We start from the raw sequence: 21330 nt of genomic DNA, 5'->3' as shown, positions 1-21330 counted from the left end.
TTCATGGTGCGGTCCCGCGAGCCCGCCGCTGCGCCCGAGACCGCTCGGTCGCGCGCGACGGGCTCGCCACCTACCGCGAAGGACCATCTCGATGACGAGAGCACCACGCTGGCTGGCCGTGACCGCGACCCTGGGCCTGGGGGCCGGAGCGCTCGGCGCCGTCCCCGCCGCCGCCGAACCGGCGCCGGCCGAGAGCGCCGACGTCGACGTGCTCGAGGTCGACCTCGCCCGCACGACGGGCGCGTTCCGTGGCGGCGCGTCCGGCGCGCTCTACGGCCTGGGCGACGACGGGGCGCCGACGCAGGCGCTGATCAACGGCGCGCACCTCACCAACGTGTCGCAGAAGGCGCCGTTCGGCACGCAGCACCCCTCGGGGGACGCGCTGCAGATCGAGGACGGGTTCTTCGACAAGCACGGTCAGGACCTGTACATCTACGTGCAGGACTACTACCCGGACTGGCCGTACCACGGCGGTCAGCGGCCGGGCGACGACCGCACGTACGACGTGACGACCGGTGAGTTCACCGAGACCCCGAACGGCGTCTGGGACTTCCTCGAGGTGACCCGGGTCGTCGCCGAGGCCGTCGCGACCGAGTCCGACCGCCCCGGCGACTACGTGTTCATCCCGTTCAACGAGCCGGACGGCGGCAACTGGTACGCGGACTGGAACGCGCTCGGCCCGACGTTCCTGGACGACTGGGACGCGGTGCACGGCGTGATCCAGGAGGTCTGGGACGCGCACGGCCTCGGGCACGCGCGCGTCGGCGGCCCGGGCGACACCCGCTGGCAGCCCGAGCGGTCCGAGGCGTTCCTGCGGCACACGATCGCGTCCGGCACGGTGCCCGACGTGTTCATCTGGCACGAGCTCGGCATCGACAACCTCGCGACGTTCCGGGGCCACCACGCCGACTACCGGGCGCTGGAGCAGCGGCTCGGGCTCGACCCGCTGCACGTCAACGTGACGGAGTGGGGGATGCTCCGCGACATGAGCACCCCGGGTCAGCTGATCCAGTGGTTCTCGATCATGGAGGACCTGAAGATCGACGGTCAGGTCGCCTACTGGAACTACGCGGGCAACCTGTCGGACAACAGCGCCCGGGCGAACGCGGCCAACGGCGGCTGGTGGATGTTCAAGTGGTACGGCGACCTCGAGGGTGCGCAGACCGTGGCCCTGACGCCGCCGGCGCTGGACGCCGTGGACACGCTGCAGGGCATCGGGGCGCTCGACGCCGCGAACGGGCGGGCGACCGTGCTGTTCGGCGGCGGCTCGAAGGACGTGCGCGTCGACCTCGCCGGGCTGGACCCGGCGGTCTTCGGCGACGCGGTGGACATCGAGGTGCGCGAGGTGCGGCTGACGGGCGCCGAGGGCGTCGCGGCGACGCCCCGCGTCATCCAGGCGGCGCAGGACGTGCCGGTGGGGGCCGGGTCGCTGGGCCTGACGGTGCCGACCTACGACCGCTACGCCGGCTACCAGGTCGTCGTCACGCCTGCGCAGGACCGCGAGGTCGCGGTGGACGCGGTCTTCCGGGCGTCGGTCGAGGCGGAGGACACGGCGCTCACGGACGCCCAGGTGTACGCGCAGGACCCGCAGCAGGGCGGTGGCTGGAAGTTCCTCGCCTCGCACGGCCGGGACGTGGGGTCGTTCAACCGCCCCACGTCGCGGGCCGACTGGACGGTGACGGTGCCGCGGGACGGCACGTACCGGTTCGAGGTGGTCGGCGCGGCGCCCGGCGTCCCGGGGCGGCACGCCCTGTTCGTGGACGACGCGCACGCCGGCACGGTGCAGTACGCGGCGGACCTCGCGCTGAACGCGACGTCGCGCTGGCAGTACCGCGGCTCGGCGGAGCTGGAGGTCGGGCTGACCGCCGGCGAGCACGTGCTGTCCCTGCGGGCCAGCGAGGACGGCAGCACCCTGCTGCCGAACGCGGACATCACGCTCGACACCTTCGCGCTGACCGACGTCACCGACGGCGAGCCCGTCACGTACCCCGGCGCGACGATGCGCCTCGCGGGCGGCGCCGGCCTGACCTGGCAGGAGGGCACCCGCGGGTGGGTGTCGCTGCCGGACGGGGAGGCGCGCGCGGACGCCTACGTGCACGCGGCGGCGACCGGGTACCACGACGTGACGGTGACGTACGCGACGACCGCGGCCGCGTCGGTCGACGTCACGGTGAACGGCGCGCCGGTGGCGACGCTCGCGGCGCCCGGCGGGGGGACGTGGTCGTCGACCGCGCGCCTGCACCTGGCGCACGGCATCAACGAGGTCGAGCTCCGGTCGTCGGGCGGTGCGGCCGTCCGCGACCTCGCGACGCGCGCGAGCGGCGACCCCGGCGCGACGCTCGTCGTCGAGGCCGAGGACGCCCGGCTCCGCGGGGACGTCCGGGCGACGACCTACGCGTCGGGCACGGGGTCGAACGCGTCCGGCTCCGCGGGCGCGGGCCGGATCGGCCAGGGCCGCGAGAACGCCGTCGTCGTCGACCGCGCTCCCGGCGTGGACCAGCCGGGGACCTACGCCGTCACGGTGCGGTTCGCGAACGCCGAGGTGTCGGGGAGCCACGACTACAACCCGCAGGTGGTCGACCGTCGGCTCGACGTCTGGGAGGAGGGCGCGGAGCGCTCCGCCGGGCACGCCTACCTGCGCTACACCTACGCGTGGACGTCGTTCCTCGAGCGCACGTTCCTGGTGCGGCTCGAGCAGACCGGCGGGGCCCTGGAGCTGGGCCGCGCCGACGGCTGGGCGGCCGACCTGGACCGCATCGAGATCGCGCCGTTGTCGACCGGGACCCCCACGACCGTGCCGGTCGGTGCGCCGGTCGCCGCGTGGGACGCCGCGACCGTCTACGTCGAGGGCGACCGGGTCACGCACGGCGGGGCCGCGTGGCTGGCCTCGTGGTGGACGCAGCGCCAGGAGCCGGGGGACACCGTCGGCCCGTGGCAGGAGATCCGCACCGCGGCGGACGGTACGCCCGTCTGGACGGCGTCCCGGGTGTTCACCGCCGGGGACGTCGTCGTGCACGAGGGGGTCGAGCACGAGGCCCGGTGGTGGACGCGGGGCCAGGAGCCGGGCGACCCGGACGGCCCCTGGGTGCGGCGTGGCTGAGCGCCGACCCGTGATCGCCTAGGTTGTCGCTGTGGCCCGACCCGTTCCCGGTAAGCAGCCCACGATCGCCGACGTCGCGCGTGAGGCCGGCGTCAGCGTGCCCACGGTGTCCCGGGTGCTCACCGGGTCCACCCGGGTGAGCCCCGAGCGCGAGGCGCTCGTGCACGCCGCGATCCAGCGGCTCGGGTTCCGGCGCAACGGCGCGGCCCGCGCGCTGGCGGCGGGCAGCCTGCCGATGATCGCGATCATCACCAGCAACACGACGCGGTACGGGTACGCCTCCTCGATCCAGGGCATCGAGGAGGCGGCCCGGGCCGCGGGCCACCTCGTCATGATCTGCGTGGTGGAGACCGACGACCGGGAGGTCGTCGAGGCGGCGGTCGACACGGCGCTGAGCCAGCCGATCGCCGGCGCGGTCGTGCTCGAGTACGACCCGCCCGGCGCCGCCGCGCTCGCCGCGGTGCCCGACTGGGTGCCCCTGGTCGCGCTGGCCGCGGGCAACCGGTCGGACGACGAGATCCTGCACGCGTCGATGGACGACCGCGTGGGGGCGGCCGCGGCCACGCGGTACCTGCTGGACCTCGGGCACGAGACGGTGCACCACGTCGCCATCCCCTCCGCGGGGCGGGAGAGCTCCCGGCTGGTGGGGTGGCGCGAGACCCTCGAGGCGGCCGGCGCCCCGGTGCCGCCGCCGCTGCACGCGGACTGGGCGCCGATGTCGGGGTACGACGCCGGTCTGCGGCTCGCGCGCGACCCGGAGGTCACGGCGGTGCTCTGCGGCAACGACGAGCTCGCGATGGGAGTCGTCCGCGCCCTGAACGACAGCGGCCGCCGCGTGCCGCAGGACGTCTCCGTCGTCGGGTTCGACGACCACCCGCTGGGGTCGCTGTGGGACCCGGCGCTGACGACGGTCCGGCAGGACTTCGTGCAGCTCGGCCGCGACGCGGTGCGCCTGCTGACCCGGCTGCGGGCCGGCGAGAGCGGCGTCGTCTCGGCCCGCCTCGTGCCCGACCTGGTGGTCCGGGCGTCGTCCGGGCCCCGCCGTCACCCACGCGGCTGAAAGCGCACATCATCAACAGGTAACGGGAGTGGTTGGCTACTTGCCCTCGTGCTTGATATGCGCTTTCATACGACTCGTCGCCCTGATCCACCGGGCGGGCACGAGGAGATGGGGTCGACGATGACTCGCGAGAGCACGGGCCTGCGCACGCAGGCCCTCGGGGACGGCGCCGCCGTCCTGCACCTGGTCTGGGCGGACGACCGCCCGGCCGCGGTGGTCGGCGGGGCGCCCGCCGAGGACGCCGCCGAGCTGGCCGCGCGGGCCGTCCAGCCGCTGGTCGAGGTGCTGGCCGTCGGGCACGGCCGCGCCGCCGGCAACCTCCGGCACACGGCCACGGCGATCGGCGTGCGGCTGCGGGTGCTCGACGTGTCCGACACCCCCGACGCCGACGGCGCCGGCCGGGTCGTCGAGGTCACCCAGGAGGACCCCGCCACGGGCCTGCGCGCACGGACGCGGCTCGAGCTGCGCGGCGGCGCGGTCCGCGCCACCACCACCGTGCGCAACGGCGGGACCGACGCCGTGCACCTGCAGGCCGTCAGCTCCCTCGCCCTGGCCGGCCCGGTCGGCGACCGCCCGCTGGACGCGCTGGTCTCGGTCGAGGGGACCAGCGACTGGGTGGGGGAGAACCGCTGGGAGCACGTGCCCGTCGCCGGTCAGGGCGGCCTCGTCGACCTCGACCTGCCGCGCCACCAGCACCAGGACGGGCGCGGCGCGCACGTCGTCGCCAGCAGCGGCACCTGGTCGAGCGGCACGCGGGTGCCGAGCGGCATCGTCACCACCACAACGGGCGACGCGTCGCTCGGCTGGCAGGTCGAGCACAACGGCGCCTGGCGCGTCGAGCTCAGCGAGCGGCTCGCGGCCGACGGCCGGCGCGTGCTCGCGCTCGTCGCGCTCGGGCCCACGGACGTCGACCACCACTGGCTCCGCACCCTCGAGCCGGGCCAGGAGTTCCGGACCGTGCCGGTCACGGTCGTGCCGGTCGCGGGCGACTGGCAGGCCGCGGTCACCGGGCTCACCGCGGCGCGCCGCGACCAGCACCGGGCCGTCGCGCAGGCCCGGCCCGCGCGCACCGACGGCCGCGGCCGCGCGCCCCACGTGGTGTTCAACGACTACATGAACACCCTGATGGGCGACCCCACGACGGACAAGCTTGCTGCCGCTGGTCGACGCGGCCGCGGCCGTGGGCGCCGAGGTGTTCTGCATCGACGCCGGCTGGTACGACGACGGCGGCGACTGGTGGGACTCCGTCGGGGAGTGGGCGCCCTCGGTGGGCCGGTTCCCCGGCGGCCTGCGCGAGGTCACCGACCGGATCCGCGACCGCGGCATGGTGCCCGGGCTCTGGCTCGAGCCGGAGGTGGTGGGCGTCCGCAGCCCGCTCGCCGAGCAGCTGCCCGCCGAGGCGTTCCTGCAGCGCCGGGGCCGACGCGTCGTCGAGCACGACCGGTACCTGCTGGACCTGCGGCACCCCGACGCGGTCAAGCACCTCGACACCGTGGTGGACCGGCTCGTCGACGAGCTCGGCGTCGGCTACCTCAAGCTGGACTACAACGTCACGCCCGGCCCCGGCACCGATCTCGACGCCGACAGCGTCGGCCAGGGCCTGCTCGAGCAGAACCGGGCCCACACCGCCTGGCTCGACGGGCTGCTGCTCCGCCACCCCGACCTGATGCTGGAGAACTGCGCGTCCGGAGCGATGCGCGCCGACGAGGCGATGCTGTCGCGGTCGACCCTGCAGTCGACGTCGGACCAGCAGAACCCGCTCCTGTACCCCCCGGTCGCCGCCGGCGCACTGGTCTCGATCCTGCCGGAGCAGGCCGCGAACTGGGCCTACCCGCAGCCGGGGATGACGCTCGAGGAGTGCGTGTTCACGCTCTGCACCGGGCTCGCCGGCCGGTTCTACCTCTCCGGGCACCTGGACCGGATGGACGACGCCCGGCTCGGGCTCGTCGCCGAGGCGGTGGCGTTCGCCCGGGCGGACGAGGACCGGCTGCACCGGGCCCACCCCGCCTGGCCGCTCGGCCTGCCCGGCTGGTCCGACCCGTGGGTCGCGTCCGCGCTCACCGACCCGGCGCAGACCCTCGCCACCGTGTGGCGCCGCGGCGGCCCGGCCGAGGTGGTCCTGGACCTGCCCGCCGGCGACGTCGAGGTCGCGTTCCCGCGCACCCCGCCCGGCGCGCCCTGGCAGGTCGACCGCCTGCCCGACGGCCGCGTCCGCGTCCGCGTCCCGGACGCCGACGCCGGCCCGCAGGCACGGGTCCTGCGCGTCCGGCACCCCTGACCGCTCCGCACCCTGACCGCTCCGCACCACAGCACCACCGCACGTCCCCTCCACCCGCCGGCGACGACGCCGGCACCTGCCTAGGGAGAACCGATGAAGAAGACCCCTGCACTCGCCGCCCTCCTCCTGACCACGGGCCTGGTGCTCACGGCCTGCTCCGACCCCGGGGCCGGCGGCTCCGGCTCCGGCGCGGCGCCCGCCGAGTGGCCGGCGCAGGACGCCGACCTGTCCGGCGTCGAGCTCACGATCTGGGCCGCGCAGAACTCGAACACCGTGCCCGACGCCGTCGTGGCGGCGTTCGAGGAGACCACCGGCGCGAGCGTCGACGTCGTCACGATCACCGACCCCTACGAGCAGAGCATCCAGACCAAGATCGCCACCGGCGACAAGCCCGACCTGGCGTTCTGGCAGCCGACCGCGTCGATGCTCGCCGGGATCAACGCGCAGCAGAACCTGCAGCCGCTGGACGACGCGCCCTGGCTGGACGCGATGGACCCCGCGCTGGTCGACCTGACCGGCTCGTTCGACGGCACCCGGTACGCGGCGCTGATCAGCACCCCCGCCGTCATCGGCGTCTACTACAACAAGCAGGTGCTCGCCGACGCGGGTGTCGACGCGACCCCCACCAGCTGGGCGGAGCTCGTCGAGGACGCCCGGACGATCGAGGCGGGCGGGGTGACGCCGTTCTTCGAGATGGGCGGCAACGCCGGCTCGCCCTGGGCGACGCAGTGGTGGGTCCAGGCGCCGCTCGCCGAGGCGTCGAAGGACGGCCTCTGGCGGGACGTGAACGACGCGACCACCACGTTCGCCGACAGCCCGGTGATCGACGCGATCACCGGCTACCAGGACCTGATCGACGAGGGCCTGTTCAACGACGACATCCGGACGGCCACGTTCGAGGACCAGGGCGCGGCCCTGCTCGCGGGGGACGCCGCGATGGTGATGCAGGTCAACTCGTTCTTCGGCCAGCTGCAGTCGCTCGCCGACACCGACGAGCTGAACGAGAAGATCGGCTTCTTCCCGATCTCGACCGACGGCAACGTCGGCACGTTCGTCCCGGACCAGGCGAACGCGCTCGTCGCGTTCCGCACCGGTGACGAGACCCGCGAGGCCGCCGCCCGCCAGCTGCTCAGCTTCTGGCTCGGCGACGGGTACGCCGGCTTCGTGGCGGACCAGGACACGGTGTCCCTGCAGCCCGGGGTCGACACGCCCGCCACCGTCCCGGACGCCCTCGTGCAGGTCGCGGACGCGCTCGACGGCGCCGCCGGCTCGATGCAGGTCGAGGCCGTCGCCAACCCGGACCTGTACCTCCGGCTCGGCGACATGATCCAGGGCGCGCTCACCCCGGAGCAGGTCGCGCAGCAGACGCAGGACCAGTTCGCCCAGCGCGTCCGCCCAGGGCGTCGACGGGTTCTGATCCGATGACCACCACCACCGTCCCCGCGCCCACGCGGGACGCACCGACCGGGGAGACGGTCGCCCGCGCCAACCGCGCGCGGCGGGCCCGCAACCACCCGTGGGCGTTCGCCGCTCCCGCGTTCGTGCTGCTCGCCGTGTTCTTCTTCCTGCCGACGCTGTTCAACTTCGTCTACTCGTTCACGGACTGGTCGAGCTTCAAGTCCGAGATCGGGTTCGTCGGGTGGGACAACATCACCCGGTTGTTCGAGAACGGCGACCTCGGGCGCGCCCTGCGGGTCACCCTCGGCTACGCCGTGCTCGTGGCGGTGCTGCAGAACCTCTTCGGCCTGCTGCTCGCGCTCCTGCTGGAGCGGGACACCCGGGTCAACCGGATCGCGCGGGTGTTCTTCTTCATCCCGGTGATCATGTCCGCGCTGGCGGTCGGGTACGTGTTCCAGGCGATCCTCAAGCCGGACGGCGCGCTGAACACGATCCTCAGCGCGGTCACCGGGACGGAGGTGACCACCGCCTGGCTCGGCAGCACCTCGTGGACCCTGCTGGTCGTCGCCGTCATCCACGCGTGGAAGTGGATGGGCCTGCCGATGCTGATCTACATGGCCGGGCTCAAGACGATCAGCGAGGACGTGCTGGAGGCCGCGCGCCTCGACGGCGCGGGCGCCTGGACCCAGTTCCGGCGGATCCGGTTCCCGCTGCTCGCGCCCGCCGTCACGTTCAACGTCGCGACCGCGCTGCTCGGCTCGATGAACGGGTTCGACATCGTGCAGGCCACCACGGCCGGCGGACCGGCCCGGTCGACCGAGCTGCTGAACATCTTCATCTTCCGCACCTTCGGGCAGGGCCTGTTCGCGCAGGCCACGACGATGAGCCTCGTGCTGTTCCTCGTCGTCGTCGCCCTGGCGTTCCCGGTCATCGGGATGCTGCGCCGCCGAGAGGACGTCCTGTGAGCATCGTCGCGCCCCACGCGGGCAGTACCCGTCGCGCCACGACCCGGTCGCGCCCGAGCCCCGGCGGGCGGACCGGTCCCTGGCGCCGGGTCCAGCCGGTCGTCGTCGTCCTGGCGGTCGTCCTGCTGATCGCGCTGCCGCTGTGGATCATCGTGGTCACCGCGGGCAAGTCCCAGGCGGAGGCGCTGCAGCCCGACCTGTCGCTGCCCGACCGGTGGCAGCTCGGCGCCAACCTCGCCGAGATCTGGCGCGACGGCGACGTGCCGGCGGCCTTCGGCGGGTCGCTGCTCATCATGGTGCCGTCGGTGCTCCTCGTCCTGGTCCTGGGGTCGCTGGCCTCGTGGGTCCTGGCGCGGCGCCGCTCGCGGCTGTCCTCCGTGCTGTACGCGCTGGCGATCTCGGGCATCGTGCTCCCGCCCGCGGTCGTCACGATCGTGCTGCTGCTGCGCCAGCTCGGGCTCGCGGGCACGGTGGTCGGCATGATCGGCGTCTACGTCGGGATGTACATGTCGACGGTCATCTTCTTCGTGACCGGGTTCATCCGGACGATCCCGCACGAGCTCGAGGAGGCCGCGCGGGTCGACGGCGCAGGGCCGATGCGGGTGTTCCGCACGATGATCCTGCCCCTGCTGGTCCCGGTGCTGAGCACCGCGACCATCCTGATCTGCCTGTACATCTGGAACGACGTGTTCTACGCGTTCTTCGTGGTCGGCGGCCGGGTCGACACGCTCCCGCTGAACCTGTTCGAGGTGGCGTCGGCGGGGCTGTACCTGAACAACTGGCACCTGATCTTCGCCTACGTGCTGGTGATGAGCCTGCCGCTGCTGATCACGTTCGTCGTCGCCCAGCGCAAGATCATCTCGGGCATCACGTCGGGCGCCGTGAAGTAGCCGCCCCCGCACGACGACGCCCCCCGCAGCGCGCTGCGGGGGGCGTCGTCGTGGGGCTCAGGCGTTCGTGACGACCAGGGCCACGTTGTGCCCGCCGAAGCCGAACGAGTTGTTGATGACCGCGAGGTCGCCGTCGGGCAGGGCGCGCGGGGTGTCGCGGACCAGGTCGAGGACGAGCTCCGGGTCGGGGTCCTCGACGTTGATCGTCGGGGGCGCCTGCCGGTCGCGGACCGCGAGCACCGAGAACACCGTCTCGAGCGCGCCGGCGCCGCCGAGCAGGTGCCCGGTCATCGACTTGGTGGCGGACAGCACCACGGCGTCGGCGTCGGAGCCGAGCGTCTCGCGGACGCCGCGGGCCTCGATGAGGTCGCCGACGACGGTCGACGTGGCGTGCGCGTTGACGTGCCGGACGTCGGAGGTCGTGATGCCGGCGTCCTTCATGGCCATCCGCATCGCGGCGATCTGCCCGCGGCCCGAGGGCTCGGGAGACGTGATGTGGTAGCCGTCCGACGACAGCCCGACGCCGGCGATCTCGGCGTAGACGCGGGCGCCGCGGGCGGCGGCGTGCGCCTCGGACTCCAGGACGACGATGCCGGAGCCCTCGCCGATCACGAACCCGTCGCGGCCCGTGTCGTAGGGGCGGGAGGCGCGGGCCGGGTCGTCGGTGCGGGTCGACAGCGTGCGGGACGCGGCGAACGCGGCCATCGGCATCGGGTGGATCGTGGCCTCGGTGCCGCCGGCGATCACGATGTCGGCGCGGCCGGAGCGGATCATGTCGACGGCGTAGCCGATCGCCTCGGCGCCGGACGCGCACGCGGACACCAGGGCGTGCGCCCCGGCGCGGGCGCCGAACTCCAGCTCGACGTACGCGGACGGCGAGTTCGGCATGAGCATGGGGACGGTCATCGGCAGGACCCGGCGGGCGCCCTTCTCGCGCAGCGTGTCCCATGCGTCGAGCGTGGTCCAGATGCCGCCGATGCCGGAGGACACCACGACGCCCAGGCGGTCCTTGTCGACCTCGGGGGAGCCCGCGTCGGCCCAGGCCTCGCGGGACGCGATCATCGCGTACTGCGCCGAGGGGTCCATCTTCTTCATCTCGGGCCGGGGGAGGACCTCCTCCGGTCGGACCGCGAGGGTCGCCGCGAAGTCGACCGGCAGGCCGTACTTCTCGGACCAGTCGTTGTCGAGGGTGCGCGCGCCCGAGGTGCCGGCCAGGGCGGCCTGCCAGGTGGTGGGCACGTCCCCGCCGAGGGGGGTCGTGGCGCCGAGTCCGGTGACGACGACTCGCGTGCTCATCTGGTGCTCCTCCGGGGGTGTGTCGGACGTGCGGGGGGTGGGGCGGCGGGGCCGCGGGGGCGGTCCCGGGCGTGACCAGGGGTCCGCGCCGCGGGGAGCCGTCAGGCTCCCGGGCGCCGGCGCTGGGCCGGCGTGCGGCGCGGACCCCTGGTCGTGCGGCTCAGGCCTGGGCGTTGTTGATGAACGAGACCGCGTCGCCGACGGTCGCGAGGTTCTTGACCTCGTCGTCCGGGATGCGGACCTCGAACTTCTCCTCGGCCAGCGTCACGATCGTCATCATCGACAGCGAGTCGATGTCGAGGTCGTCCGTGAACGACTTCTCGGGCAGGACCGAGTCGGTCGGCAGGCCGGTCTCCTCGCTGACGATCTCGGCCAGGCCGGCCAGGATCTCCTGCTCGCTGTGCGCCATCGGTGTCTCCTTGGTTGTGTGGTGCACCGCACCGTGAGGTGCGGCGACGTTCTGCGGTCGATGAACCGTACTGCGGTCGCGGCCCGGGTCAGGGCAGCACGACCACCTGGGCGGCGTAGACCAGGCCCGCGCCGAAGCCGATCTGCAGCGCCAGCGCGCCGCTGGACACCTGGCCCTCGCGGAGCAGGCGCTCGGTGGCGAGCGGGATCGACGCCGCCGAGGTGTTGCCCGTGTCGGCGATGTCGCGGGCGACCGCCACCGTCTCGGGAAGCTTGAGGGTCTTGATCATCTGGTCGATGATCCGCATGTTCGCCTGGTGCGGGATGAACGCGTCGATCTGGTCGGCGGTCACGCCCGCGGCGTCCAGGGCCTTCTGCGCGACCGGGGCCATCTGCCAGACGGCCCACTTGAAGACGCTCGGGCCCTCCTGGCGCAGCGTCGGCCAGCCGGCGCCGTTGTCGCGGACGTCGATCCAGGAGTGGGTCTGGCGGATCGCCTGGGACTGGCTGCCGTCCGAGCCCCAGACGGTCGGGCCGATGCCGGGGGTGTCGGACGGGCCGATCACCACGGCGCCCGCGCCGTCGCCGAGCAGGAACGAGATGCTCCGGTCGGTGGGGTCGATGAAGTCGCTCATCTTCTCCGCGCCGATGACGAGCACGTTCCGCGCGGAGCCGGCCCGGACCAGGGCGTCGGCCTGGGCGATGCCGTAGCAGTACCCCGCGCACGCGGCCGAGACGTCGAACGCGGCGGCGGGGGTCGCGCCCAGGCGGTCGGCCAGGACGGCGGCGCCCGACGGCGTCTGGTGGAAGTACGTGACGGTCGCGAGGATCACCGCGTCGATGTCCGTGCCCTGGAGCCCGGCGTTCGCGATGGCCTGGCGGCCGGCGATCTCGGCGAGGTCCAGCACGTCGGTGCCGGCACCCGCGCGGACGCGGGTCGCGATGCCGGTGCGCTGCCGGATCCACTCGTCGGAGGAGTCGATGGGGCCGACGATGTCGTCGTTCGGGACGACGTTCTCACCGCGGGCGGCGCCCAGGCCGAGGATCCGCGTGTGGGCGGGGCCGGTGGCCTGGGTCAGGGTGGGGCGGGTCACTTCGCGGTCTCCTGGGAGTCGGCGGTCGAGGTCGCAGCGCCGGACGGGGTCGCGGCGTGGCGCGCGACCAGGTCCCGGGCGGCGGGCAGGTCGGCCGGCGAGGTGATCGCGACCGTCTCCACCCCGGGCAGGCTACGCCGGGCGAGGCCCTTGAGCACACCACCGGGGGCGAAGCTCCAGGACGCCGGTGACGCCGAGGTCGGCGAGGGTCGCCTGGCACAGGTCCCAGCGGACGGGCGCGGCGATCTGGGCGACGAGCCGGGCCACGACGTCCGCGCCGGTGGCGTCGTCGCCGTAGGCCGCGCCGTCGGCGTTCGACAGCAGGACCGTGCGCGGGGCGGCGGCCTCCCAGCCGGTCGCGACCGCGCCGAACGCCTCGAGGGCGGGCTGCATGTAGGGGGTGTGGAACGCGCCGGCCACCTGCAGCGGCACCACGCGGGCGCGGGCGGGCGGGTTCTCGGCGAACCGGGCCAGCGCCGCCATCGACCCGGCGGCGACGGTCTGGCCGCCGCCGTTGACGTTCGCGGGCCACAGGCCGGCCGCCTCGAGCGCCGCGGCGACCTCGTCCGGGTCACCGCCCAGGACCGCGGCCATGCCGGTCTGCTCCGCGGCGGCGGCCTCGGCCATGAACCGGGCGCGGTACCCGACCAGCCGGACCGCGGAGGCGTCCTCGAGGACACCGGCCACGGCGGCGGCGGCGAGCTCGCCGACGGAGTGGCCGGCCGTGGCGTCCGCGTGCACGGCGCCGCCCTCGTCCTCCAGCGCACGCAGCGCGAGGAGCGAGGTCGAGACGATCAGCGGCTGCGCCACCGCGGTGTCGCGGATGGTCTCCGCGTCGGAGGTCGTCCCGTGCACCGCCAGGTCGGTGCCCGCGGCCTCCGAGAAGGCCGCCAGGCGGTCGGCGGTGCCGGGCAGCTCGAGCCAGGGGCTGAGCATGCCGGGGGACTGGGCGCCCTGTCCGGGGCAGACGATCGCGAGCACCCGCTCACTCTGCCCGATTCGTCCCGTGGTGCCCGCCCACGACGCGCACCAACGTGACGGTCCGGTCTTGTCGGGCTCCCACAACCCCCGGGCCGGCACGGCGGCGGGGTCGGGCGGCGCGCTCAGGCGGGGTGGTCCAGGCGGCCGACCGCCAGCGCCTGCTGCAGCACGTACGCCTCGCGGGGGTCGAGCGGGTCCCAGCCGGTGACCTCCGCGACCCGGCGCAGGCGGTACCGCACGGTGTTCGGGTGCACGTAGAGCGTGCGTGCGGCGGCCTCGAGGCTCCGACCCGCCGCCAGGTAGGCGGTCAGGGTCTCGAGGAGGCTGCCCGTGCTGGCCAGCAGCGGCACGTACGCCTGGGCGACCAGCACCGCGCGGGCGCTGGTGTCGCCGACCAGCACCCGCTCGGGCAGCAGGTCGTCGGCCAGCACCGGCCGGGGCGCCTGCGGCCAGGCGGACACCGCCACCAGACCGGCGAGCGCGGCCTTCGCCGACTGCGCGGCCTCCGCGAGGTCCTGCCCCGTGGGGCCGAGGACGACCGGCCCGGGCCCGAACCGGGGCAGCAGCGTCGCCGCGGCCGCCCGCAGGTCGCCGGTGCCGCCGAGGAACACCACGAGCCGGTCGCCCTGGATGCCCACCAGGGCGTCGTCCGCGGCGCGCCGGGTCGCGCGGCGCAGGTCCGAGGTGCGGACGTCGTCCAGCGGCGAGGCCGTCGTGCCCACGACGACCAGGGTGCTGCCCCGGCCGCTCCACCCCAGCGCGGCGACCCGGGAGCGCAGCGAGTCGTCCACGTCGCCGCGCAGCAGCGCGTCCACGACCAGCGCCTCCAGCCGGGCGTCCCACGCGCCGCGGACCTCGGCGGCCCGGGCGTACACCTCTGCCGCCGAGAACGCGACCTCGCGGGAGTACCGCAGCACCGCCTCCAGCAGGTCGCGCTCGCCGCCGGGCGCCGCCAGCCGGTCGCTGTGCGCCTCGACCACGTCCACCACGACGCGGACCAGCTGCAGGGTGTGCTGGAGCGAGATCGACCGGGTCAGCTGGGGGGAGCGGTCGCGAAGATCTCCCCGACGCCGTGCGGCGGCTTCGACGGGTCCGCGAACCACGTGACGAACGCGGTGATGCCGGCCTGCGCGACGAGCCCGACCCAGGACCGGTCGTCCGCCGGCAGGGCCCGGTACCAGTCGAGGTCCTCGTCGAGCCGCCGCATCGCGGCCGCCGCCAGCACCCCGCTCCCCTCGCGGACACGGCGCAGCGTCTCGCCGTTGCTCGCGTCCGGGGCGGTGGCGATCCGCCCGGCGCGGGTGCGGGTGCGCGCGGGGGACAGGGCCTCGTGCGGGGCGGCGGGCGCCTCCTGCGGAGCGGCGGGCGACTCCGGCGGGGCGGCCGGCTCCTCGTGCGGGGCGGCGGGTGCGGTGCCCTCGGGGTCCGGCGCGGCGGCGTCGAGGGCGGCACGGGTCTGCGGCATGGGGCGAGCATAGAGCGACGTTGTGGGGAACCGACAAAGGTCCCGTGGGGTGGATCGCGCCGCTGCGCCCGTTCGAGCAGTGCGGAACGGGCGCAGCGGATAGTGTCGCCGTCATGGCTCTGCTGCCCCGACTGCGCCGCCTCCTGGGCAGACCTGTGCCGTCGTCGAAGGTCGGCGCCCGCCGACCGTCCGCCGCGACGCGGCACGGCGACGTCCCCCAGGAGGACGCCCTCCGGTCCCGCCTCGGCGACGACCCCAACGACGAGCGTGCCTTCGCGGCGCTCGCCGAGCTGGTCCGTCGCCACGCGGCGACCGGCTCCGACGACGACCCGCTCACCGCGGACGCGGACGACGCCGAGCGGCAGCGTGCCGCCGACCTGGCCGTCTGGTCGCTGGGCGAGGAGCTCGCCGGCAACCCGCGGGCCTGGTACCCCCTGGTCGAGGTCGCGCGGCTGTCCGTGCGCGACGACCTCGAGGGCACCGTCCGCCGGCTCACCACGGCCGCTGAGCGCGACCCGTCCGGCCAGGCGCTCGTCGCCGGCCTGCGGCTGCTGCGCGAGGCCGGGCTGCCCGTGGAGGCCCTCGGGCTCGGCACCGGCCACTGGCACCCCCGCGACCACGACCCCGAGGTCGGGCGCGAGCTCGTGCTCGCCGCGGTCGACGCCGGACGCCCGATGGACGCCAAGCAGCACCTCGCGAGCCTGGAGCTGTACCCGAAGCAGGACGCCATCGCGCAGATGCGCCGCGAGCTCGCCCGGCTGGTCGAGCAGGCGGAGCGCACCGCCGGCGCCTGACTCCGCGCGCACGCCCTCGGCCTGCTCCCGCGCGCCGAGCCCCGCCGACGTAGGACCCGCGCGCCGAGACAGGACCCGAGACGGTCCTGTCTCGGCGCGGCGGCCCTGTCTCGGGGTCGAGTCCGCCGTCGCGGGGCCGCACAGGACCGGACGCCGACGGGCCCCGCACCTCTCGAGGAGGTGCGGGGCCCGTTCGTCGTGCGGCCTCAGCCGGTCAGCTGTCGCCGCCCGCGTTGCCGGATGTGCCGGCGGTCACGTCGTGCAGCCGGTACCGCTCGATGGCCTGCGCGGGGGCGTCCTTCGCGATCTTGCCCTCGCGGGCGAGCTGCTGCAGGACGCGGACCACGGTCGACGGGCCGTCGATCTTGAAGTGCCGGCGCGCGGCGGCGCGGGTGTCGGAGAACCCGAACCCGTCGGCACCGAGCGTCGCGTACGTGCCGGGGATCCACTGGCGCACCTGGTCGGTGACGAGGTGGTCGTAGTCCGTCGTCGCGACGAACGGGCCCTCGGCGCCCTGGAAGCTTCGCCGTGATGTACGGGACCCGCTCCTCCTCGCCCGGGTGCAGGAACGCGTGCTCCTCGGCCGCGAGCGCGTCGCGACGGAGCTCGTTCCAGCTCGTGACCGACCAGACGCCCGCGCGGACGCCCCAGTCGTCGGCCAGCAGCTGCTGGGCCTCGAGCGCCCACGGCACCGCCACGCCGGACGCGAGGATCTGGGCCTGCGGGCCCTCGCCCTCACCGGCGGGCTTGAGCGAGTAGATGCCCTTGAGGATGCCCTCGACGTCCACGTCCTCCGGCTCGGCCGGCTGGACGATCGGCTCGTTGTAGACGGTGAGGTAGTAGATGACGTCGGGGTCGCGCCCGTCGTCGCCGTACATCCGGGTCAGGCCGTCCTTGACGATGTGCCGGATCTCGTACCCGTAGGCCGGGTCGTAGTGCACGACGTGCGGCATGATCCCGGCGATGAGCGGGGAGTGGCCGTCGGCGTGCTGCAGGCCCTCGCCGGTCAGCGTGGTGCGGCCCGCGGTGGCACCGATCAGGAACCCGCGGGTCATCTGGTCGCCGGCCGCCCAGAACTGGTCGGCCGTCCGCTGGAACCCGAACATCGAGTAGTAGAAGTAGAACGGGATCAGCGGCTCGCCGTGCGTGGCGTAGGACGTGCCGACCGCCTGGAACGCGGCGGCCGACCCGGCCTCGTTGATGCCGGTGTGCATGATCTGGCCGGCCTCGGACTCCTTGTAGGAGAGCATGAGGTCGCGGTCGACGGCGAGGTAGTTCTGGCCGTTGGTGTTGAAGATCTTCGCGCTCGGGAAGATCGAGTCCAGGCCGAACGTGCGGGCCTCGTCGGGGATGATCGGGACGAGGCGCTTGCCGATCTCCTTGTCCTTGACGAGGTCCTTGAACAGCCGCACGAGCGCCATCGTGGTGGCGACCTCCTGCGTGCCGGAGCCCTTCTTCAGCAGGTCGTAGACCTTGTCCTCCGGCAGGGTGACCGGGGTGTGCACGGTCCGGCGCTCGGGCACGTAGCCGCCGAGCGCACGACGACGCTCCTGCAGGTACTGGATCGCCGGGTCGTCCTGGCCGGGGTGGTAGTACGGCGGCAGATACGGGTTCTCGTCGATCTGCTCGTCCGTGATCGGGATGTGCAGCGAGTCGCGCAGCGTCTTGAGCTCGGCGCTCTTGAGCTTCTTCATCTGGTGCGTGGCGTTGCGCCCGGCGAAGCCGGAGCCCAGGCCGTAGCCCTTGATGGTGTGCGCGAGGATGACGGTCGGCTGGCCGGTGTGCTCCCGGGCCGCCTTGTACGCCGCGAAGATCTTGCGGTAGTCGTGGCCGCCGCGCTTGAGCGCCCAGATCTCGTCGTCGGTCATCTTCTCGACGAGCTGCTTGGTGCGCGGGTCGCGACCGAAGAAGTTCTCCCGGATGAACGCGCCGTTCTCGGCGCGGTACGTCTGGAAGTCGCCGTCGGGCGTGGTGTTCATCAGGTGCACCAGGGCGCGGTCCTTGTCGGCGTTGAGCAGGGTGTCCCACTCGCGGCCCCAGACGACCTTGATGACGTTCCAGCCGGCGCCGCGGAACTGCGCCTCGAGGCTCCTGGATGATCTTGCCGTTGCCGCGGACCGGGCCGTCGAGGCGCTGCAGGTTGCAGTTCACCACGAAGGTCAGGTTGTCGAGGCCCTGCTGGGCGGCGTGCTGCAGCATGCCGCGCGACTCGGGCTCGTCCATCTCGCCGTCGCCGAGGAACGCCCAGACGTCCTGCTGGCTGGTGTCCTTGATGCCGCGCAGGTGCAGGTACTTGTTGGTCCACGCCTGGTAGATCGCGGACGCCGGGCCGAGGCCCATCGACACCGTGGGGAACTCCCACAGGTCGGGCGCGAGGCGCGGGTGCGGGTACGACGGCAGGCCGCCGCCCGGGTGCGAGACCTCCTGGCGGAACCCGTCGAGCTGGTGCTCGGTCAGGCGGCCCTCGAGGTAGGCGCGGGCGTAGACGCCGGGGGAGGCGTGGCCCTGGAAGTAGACCTGGTCGCCGCCGCCGGGGTGGTCCTTGCCGCGGAAGAAGTGGTTGAGGCCGACCTCGGTCAGCGTCGCCACGGACGCGTACGACGAGATGTGCCCGCCGACGCCCACGCCGGGGCGCTGCGCGCGGGTCACCATGACCGCAGCGTTCCACCGGTTCCAGGACCGGTAGCGACGCTCCAGCACCTCGTCACCGGGGAAGTACGGCTCGTCGTGCACGCCGATGGTGTTCACGTACGGCGTGTTCAGGTCGGCCGGGACGGCCACGTTCCGCTCCCGCGCGCGCTTGAGCATGCTCAGCAGCACGTAGCGGGCCCGCGGGCCGCCCTTGTCGTCGATGAGCCCCTCGATGGACTCGACCCACTCGGAGGTCTCCTCCGGGTCGACGTCCGGTACCTGGCTCAGCAGACCGTTGATGAGCGGTCCCCGCTCGTCCTTCGAAGCCACCAGTGCTCCTCGCCTCTCCACGCGGCGGGGCCGGTCGGCCCCGGTGCGGTCTCGGCCCGCCGGGTGGGCGCGCCACGTTCCGGTGCGCTCGCCACATGCGGGTAGTAGGACCATTGTCCGCCGTCCGGAGGGCGAAAGTCTCCCCGTCCGTGACGTGGGATGCGTGACGTCCGTGACAATCACCCTGTTCCGGGGGTGTCCGCGGTCACGTCCGGGCACGTCAGGGGGGTCCGCGCACCTCCGGCGCGCGCCACGCGGCACTTGCCACGCGCGGCGGGGGTGCGGTGGGCTACCGTTCGGTGATCGACGACAGGCCGCCGCCGAGGGTGCGGTGGCCCGGACGGAAGGAACAGGTCGGGACGTGGCATCCAGCACGGGCGACGCACCTCAGGGCGCGGGCCGTCTCGGGTTCACCTCGGGGCAGGTGGTCCAGGAGTTCGGGTACGACGACGACACCGACGCGGACCTCCGGTCCGGTGTGGAGGCCCTCACCGGCACCGAGCTCGTCGACGAGGATTACGACGACGTCGTGGACGGTGTCGTCATCTGGTTCCGTGACGAGGACGGCGACCTCGCCGACACCCTCATGGACGCGATGACGGTCCTGGACGACGGCGGGCAGATCTGGGTCCTCACCCCGAAGCCGGGCCGCGACGGGCACGTCGGGCACGACGACATCGAGGAGGCCGCGACGACCGCCGGCCTGCACGCGACGAGCACGTTCTCGATCGCGGGCGACTGGTCGGCGACGCGCCTCGGCAGCCGCGGCCGCGGCCGCTGACGCCATGACGGACCCGGGCGCGCCGCCCGGGGTGGGTGGCGGCGCGCCGCCCGGGGTGGGCGCGGCCGTGCCGCTCCGGGTCGGCGCTGCCGCGCCGGTGGTGACGCTGCCGGACACGCACGGCACGCCGGTCACGGTCGGCGGCTCGTCCGCGCGCCCGACGCTGCTGGTGTTCGTGCCGTTCGCGTTCTCGCGGACCTGCACGGCCGAGCTGACCGCGCTGCAGGCCGGGCTGGATGAGCTCGGCGGCGTCCGCGTGCTCGCGGCGTCCTGCGACCCCGCGCCCGCGCTGCGCGCCTGGGCCGGGCAGGACGGCTACACCTTCGGGCTGCTGTCGGACTTCTGGCCGCACGGCGCGGCCGCGCGGGCGTTCGGCGTGCTCGACGAGGTGGACGGGTACGCGCGGCGCGGCTCGTTCCTGATCGGGACCGACGGCACCGTGCGGTGGTCGTTGATCCACCCGGCGGGGCGGGCGCGCCCGTTCGCGGCGTACCGGGACGCGGTCGCCGCGCTCTGAGCCCGCGTCGCCGTCAGGGCCTCGGGAAGAACCAGTCGACCATCGTCCGCAGGTCCTTCGCCCCGCCCACGGGCGAGCGGTCCGGCAGCGGCTCCGTGGCCGACGGCACCGGCACGCCGCGCGCGATCCGGCGGGCGCGGGCCAGCTTCTCCAGCGAGTGCACCCGGAACGTCGAGCGCCCGTCGCGGCGCGGCTGCACGGCGGTGCCGACCGCGTCCGCCGCCGGGAGCCCCGGGTGCACGCCGGCCAGGTACTCGACCAGCACGTAGCGGCGGGGCTCCGTCATGGCCTCACCGTGGACGTAGACGGTGACCCAGCGGTCGTCGTCGATCCGGACCGCCCACACGTCACCGGCCTCGGCCTGGCCGTCGCCGACGTGCGCGGGCAGCCGCGGGCCGGGCGTGGTGCCGGCGCGGATCAGCGCCGGGATCGCCACGCTCGCCGTGGCCGTGCGCGCCGGGACCGGCGTCGGCCGCGGGCCGTCGAGGTCCACCGGCTGCGTCCCGAGGTGCCCGAACACCTGCTCGACCACGCCCTCGCGCAGGCCGCGGTCCGAGCTCCACCACGCCAGCGGCGCCTGCACCTCGACGCGCACGCTCGGCCGCTGGTCCCGCTCGGCGTACGTCGTCCAGCGCTCGACCATGCCGGGTCGCTCCGCGGTCGCGACGACCCCGACCAGCGCCAGCTCCTCCAGCACCGACTGGGAGGGCCACGCCGTCGACGCGGGCAGCAGCCTCGCGGCCTTCAGCGCGTCGCGGGCCTTGGACGGCCGGGTCCGGTCCGGCAGGGTGCGCAGCACGGTCAGCACCGCGCGCAGGGCCCAGGCGTCGTACTCGGTGGGCTCCGGGCGCGGGTGGCCCGCCAGGTGCTCCAGCAGCAGCGCGTGCCCGGTGACGTCCCCGTCGATCGGCGCGCCCTGGGTGTGCCAGGACCACCGCGCGTCCGCGACGTCCACCGGGTGCGCCTCCCGGTGCCCGCAGACCCGGCAGGTGTCCGCCGAGCCCGTGTACCGGTCCGCGTCGTGCACCGGGACCGCCTGCCCGAGGACGACGCCCGTCAGGGCGCCGCGCCAGCCGAACGGCGCGGACCACAGGCCCGCCACCCAGGCGTCGGCGGCCTCCCGCAGGGTCCACGTCGTCGCGCGGGCGCGCAGGGCGGCGACGGCCTCGTCGTGCGGCAGCGTGCGGAGGTCGGCCGGGTCGGCCGGGTGGGCCGCGCGCCGGTCGACGGGGCGCAGGCCGGCGACCAGGGCGGGGTGCGTCGGCGCGGGCGGGGTGCTGGCGGACGAGGTGGTGGTCACGCAGGGATCCTCCGGCACGGGAGGCGCACGTGACCAGCGCGG

At 74.4% G+C, this 21330-nt stretch carries 14 protein-coding genes and 3 pseudogenes; 9 read left to right on the top strand and 8 right to left on the bottom strand.

Annotation, left to right across the window (positions count from 1 at the left end):
- The first annotated feature begins 91 nt into the window (after positions 1–91).
- Positions 92–3100: a carbohydrate-binding protein gene (locus AC1VL8_RS16510; RefSeq protein WP_483075921.1), complete on the top strand. Its 3009-nt coding sequence runs from the start codon at positions 92–94 to the stop codon at positions 3098–3100.
- A 31-nt stretch (positions 3101–3131) separates the two neighbouring features.
- On the top strand, positions 3132–4160 hold the full coding sequence (locus tag AC1VL8_RS16505) for a LacI family DNA-binding transcriptional regulator (RefSeq protein ID WP_483075920.1): 1029 nt from the start codon (positions 3132–3134) through the stop codon (positions 4158–4160).
- Positions 4161–4196: 36 nt separating this feature from the next.
- Here AC1VL8_RS16505 and AC1VL8_RS16500 read toward each other — a convergent pair whose 3' ends face one another.
- On the bottom strand, positions 4197–4877 hold the full coding sequence (locus tag AC1VL8_RS16500) for a hypothetical protein (RefSeq protein ID WP_483075919.1): 681 nt from the start codon (positions 4875–4877) through the stop codon (positions 4197–4199).
- Positions 4878–5310: 433 nt separating this feature from the next.
- On the opposite strand from AC1VL8_RS16500, the gene AC1VL8_RS16495 reads away from it, so the two are divergent.
- The 4 genes from AC1VL8_RS16495 (at position 5311) to AC1VL8_RS16480 (ending at position 9691) form a co-directional block, all read left to right on the top strand.
- Positions 5311–6438 (top strand): glycoside hydrolase family 36 protein, encoded by a 1128-nt coding sequence (locus tag AC1VL8_RS16495; protein WP_483075918.1) that lies wholly within the window; start codon positions 5311–5313, stop codon positions 6436–6438.
- A gap of 93 nt (positions 6439–6531) precedes the next feature.
- A complete protein-coding gene (locus AC1VL8_RS16490; RefSeq protein ID WP_483075917.1) occupies positions 6532–7863 on the top strand; it encodes an ABC transporter substrate-binding protein in 1332 nt (443 codons plus the stop codon).
- On the top strand, positions 7860–8801 hold the full coding sequence (locus AC1VL8_RS16485) for a carbohydrate ABC transporter permease (RefSeq protein WP_483075916.1): 942 nt from the start codon (positions 7860–7862) through the stop codon (positions 8799–8801). Before AC1VL8_RS16490 ends, AC1VL8_RS16485 begins: the two co-directional genes overlap by 4 nt.
- On the top strand, positions 8798–9691 hold the full coding sequence (locus tag AC1VL8_RS16480) for a carbohydrate ABC transporter permease (RefSeq protein WP_483075915.1): 894 nt from the start codon (positions 8798–8800) through the stop codon (positions 9689–9691). Before AC1VL8_RS16485 ends, AC1VL8_RS16480 begins: the two co-directional genes overlap by 4 nt.
- Before the next feature lie 57 nt (positions 9692–9748).
- Here the strand turns inward: AC1VL8_RS16480 and AC1VL8_RS16475 are convergent, their stop codons facing one another.
- The 5 genes and pseudogenes from AC1VL8_RS16475 to AC1VL8_RS16455 all read right to left on the bottom strand — a co-directional run bounded on the left by AC1VL8_RS16475 (position 9749) and on the right by AC1VL8_RS16455 (position 14935).
- Positions 9749–10987, bottom strand: a complete 1239-nt coding sequence (locus AC1VL8_RS16475; RefSeq protein ID WP_483075914.1) for a beta-ketoacyl-[acyl-carrier-protein] synthase family protein — start codon at positions 10985–10987, stop codon at positions 9749–9751.
- Between the two features lie 160 nt (positions 10988–11147).
- Positions 11148–11396, bottom strand: coding sequence for an acyl carrier protein (locus AC1VL8_RS16470; protein ID WP_122148979.1), 249 nt, complete (start codon positions 11394–11396; stop codon positions 11148–11150).
- A gap of 88 nt (positions 11397–11484) precedes the next feature.
- Positions 11485–12489, bottom strand: a complete 1005-nt coding sequence (locus AC1VL8_RS16465; protein WP_483075913.1) for a beta-ketoacyl-ACP synthase III — start codon at positions 12487–12489, stop codon at positions 11485–11487.
- A pseudogene (locus tag AC1VL8_RS16460) lies at positions 12486–13470 on the bottom strand (ACP S-malonyltransferase). Before AC1VL8_RS16460 ends, AC1VL8_RS16465 begins: the two are co-directional and overlap by 4 nt.
- Before the next feature lie 122 nt (positions 13471–13592).
- Positions 13593–14935, bottom strand: a pseudogene (locus AC1VL8_RS16455) (PucR family transcriptional regulator).
- A gap of 113 nt (positions 14936–15048) precedes the next feature.
- On the opposite strand from AC1VL8_RS16455, the gene AC1VL8_RS16450 reads away from it, so the two are divergent.
- Positions 15049–15729, top strand: coding sequence for a hypothetical protein (locus AC1VL8_RS16450; RefSeq protein WP_389230165.1), 681 nt, complete (start codon positions 15049–15051; stop codon positions 15727–15729).
- Between the two features lie 214 nt (positions 15730–15943).
- Here the strand turns inward: AC1VL8_RS16450 and aceE are convergent.
- A pseudogene (aceE, locus tag AC1VL8_RS16445) lies at positions 15944–18690 on the bottom strand (pyruvate dehydrogenase (acetyl-transferring), homodimeric type).
- A gap of 361 nt (positions 18691–19051) precedes the next feature.
- Between aceE and AC1VL8_RS16440 the strand changes: the two are divergent.
- Together AC1VL8_RS16440 and AC1VL8_RS16435 are read left to right on the top strand one after the other, a co-directional pair.
- Entirely contained in the window at positions 19052–19471 is a 420-nt protein-coding gene (locus AC1VL8_RS16440) for a DUF3052 domain-containing protein (protein WP_389230160.1), read from the top strand.
- A 4-nt stretch (positions 19472–19475) separates the two neighbouring features.
- Positions 19476–19988 carry a redoxin domain-containing protein gene (locus tag AC1VL8_RS16435; protein WP_483075912.1) on the top strand — a complete coding sequence of 171 codons (513 nt, stop codon included), beginning with the start codon at positions 19476–19478 and terminating at the stop codon, positions 19986–19988.
- A gap of 13 nt (positions 19989–20001) precedes the next feature.
- Here AC1VL8_RS16435 and AC1VL8_RS16430 read toward each other — a convergent pair whose 3' ends face one another.
- The gene (locus tag AC1VL8_RS16430; protein ID WP_483075911.1) at positions 20002–21288 is read right to left on the bottom strand and encodes a hypothetical protein; all 1287 of its coding nucleotides are present in this window, start codon (positions 21286–21288) and stop codon (positions 20002–20004) included.
- Positions 21289–21330: the final 42 nt, after the last annotated feature.

The organism is Cellulomonas sp. KU4C, from assembly GCF_056868065.1.
This window is presented reverse-complemented; position numbering and strand designations above follow the sequence as displayed.